General features: G+C 55.3%; 1 protein-coding gene and 1 pseudogene. Both read right to left on the bottom strand.

The features are described from left to right. Positions 1 to 116 (bottom strand): annotated as a pseudogene (nadE, locus tag AC1DRJ_RS27100) (ammonia-dependent NAD(+) synthetase); the annotation flags it as partial. Positions 117 to 120: 4 nt separating this feature from the next. Next, positions 121 to 1,347 (bottom strand): nicotinate phosphoribosyltransferase, encoded by a 1,227-nt coding sequence (gene pncB, locus AC1DRJ_RS27095; protein ID WP_477804854.1) that lies wholly within the window; start codon positions 1,345 to 1,347, stop codon positions 121 to 123. Positions 1,348 to 1,570: the final 223 nt, after the last annotated feature.

Genomic DNA, 1,570 nt, shown 5'->3' with positions numbered 1-1,570 from the left:
AGACAATCCTGAATGAAGTTAACCCGCCGGGCGACTTCGGCCTCAAGGGCGGCTTCGTTGGCGAACGGCGGTTGAACCTTGAGCTGCTCAGCAATCTCACGCTGTACGGCTTGCATGAATTCACTCCTTGCTAGATGTGCTTGAAAGGGCGGCAGGTACTTTGAAAACGTGTCGCAAATAGGCGACAAAATTCGGGTCTTTGCAGTGAGTCTTGCCAGGCTCATCAGAAATTTTTGCGACGGGCTGACCGTTACAGGCCGTCATTTTAAACACGATGTTCATCGGTTCGACACCCGCAATATCACACGTCAGGTGGGTGCCGATGCCAAAGCTGACATTGATCCGGCCCCGCAACGCGCGGAATACTTCCAGGGACTTGGGTAGTGTCAGGCTGTTGGAGAACACTAGTGTCTTGCTCATCGGGTCGATACCGAGTTTGTGATAGTGGGCGATGGCTTTCTCGCCCCACAGCACCGGGTCACCCGAATCGTGGCGCAGACCGTCGAAAAGCTTGGCAAAAAACAGATCGAAATCGCCGAGGAAGGCATCCGTGGTGATGCAGTCGGTCAGGGCAATCCCCAGCAGGCCGCGGTACTCGCGCACCCAGCAGTCGAGCGCGGCAATCTGACTGTCGATCAGCCGTGGACCCAGTTGCTGGTGGGCCATGATCCATTCGTGGGCCATGGTGCCCAGCGGTTTCATGTCCAGTTCCCTGGACAGGTGCACATTACTGGTGCCGACGAAGCGTCCGGGGAAGTCGTGCTTGAGCACGTTCACCACTTCTTCCTGTACGCGGTAGGAAAAGCGACGGCGCGTACCAAAATCGGCTACCTGCAACTCGGACAATTCGTCACTGCTGGCGTTGGCGGTCAACCAGTCGAACTTGCGGTAAAGCTGTTCGCGGGCTTGTTCCAACACAACTTCCCGGTAGCGATAGCGGTTGCGCACTTCACTGACGATCGCCAGCAGCGGGACTTCGAACAAAATTACATGCAGCCACGGCCCACGCAGGCGGATGAACAGCTCGCCGTTTTCGATGGCGGTGTGGATGTAGCGCAAGTTGAAGCGGAACAGCCCGAGAAACCGCAGGAAATCCGGCTTTAGAAAGCTGATGCGCTCCAGAAAGCTCAATTGATCGGCGCTCAGACTAAGTTCTGCCAGGCGCTCGATCTGGAAACGGATCTCCGCCAGATACGGGCGTAAATCTTCACTGTTTCGGCAACGAAGCTCCCATTCGACTTCGACGTTCGGGTAGTTGTGCAGCACTGCCTGCATCATCGTCAGTTTATAGAAATCGGTATCGAGCAGGTTCTGCACGATTCGATCGCCAAACACGGGCTCGCTCATAACGGGGTACTCCGCATTGAATGGGGGTAGTGGCGCATATCGGTGGTGTGAATTGCCAGTTTTTTTTGCGTTCATGGTGGATTAATCACTGTTGCCGGCACCATCAAACGCAAACGCCGATGGTTCATCAATTTCTGGGCGTTGCTTCAAGCGCCGCCTGGATGACGAGTGCTAGGCTCTCCCAACTTTTTACATAGCCATCAAGATAGGGGTGACGAGGAAC

The sequence above is a fragment of the Pseudomonas sp. P5_B2 genome, assembly GCF_056400445.1.
Note: the sequence above shows the minus strand (reverse complement) of the source record. Positions and strands in the feature narration are given on the sequence as shown.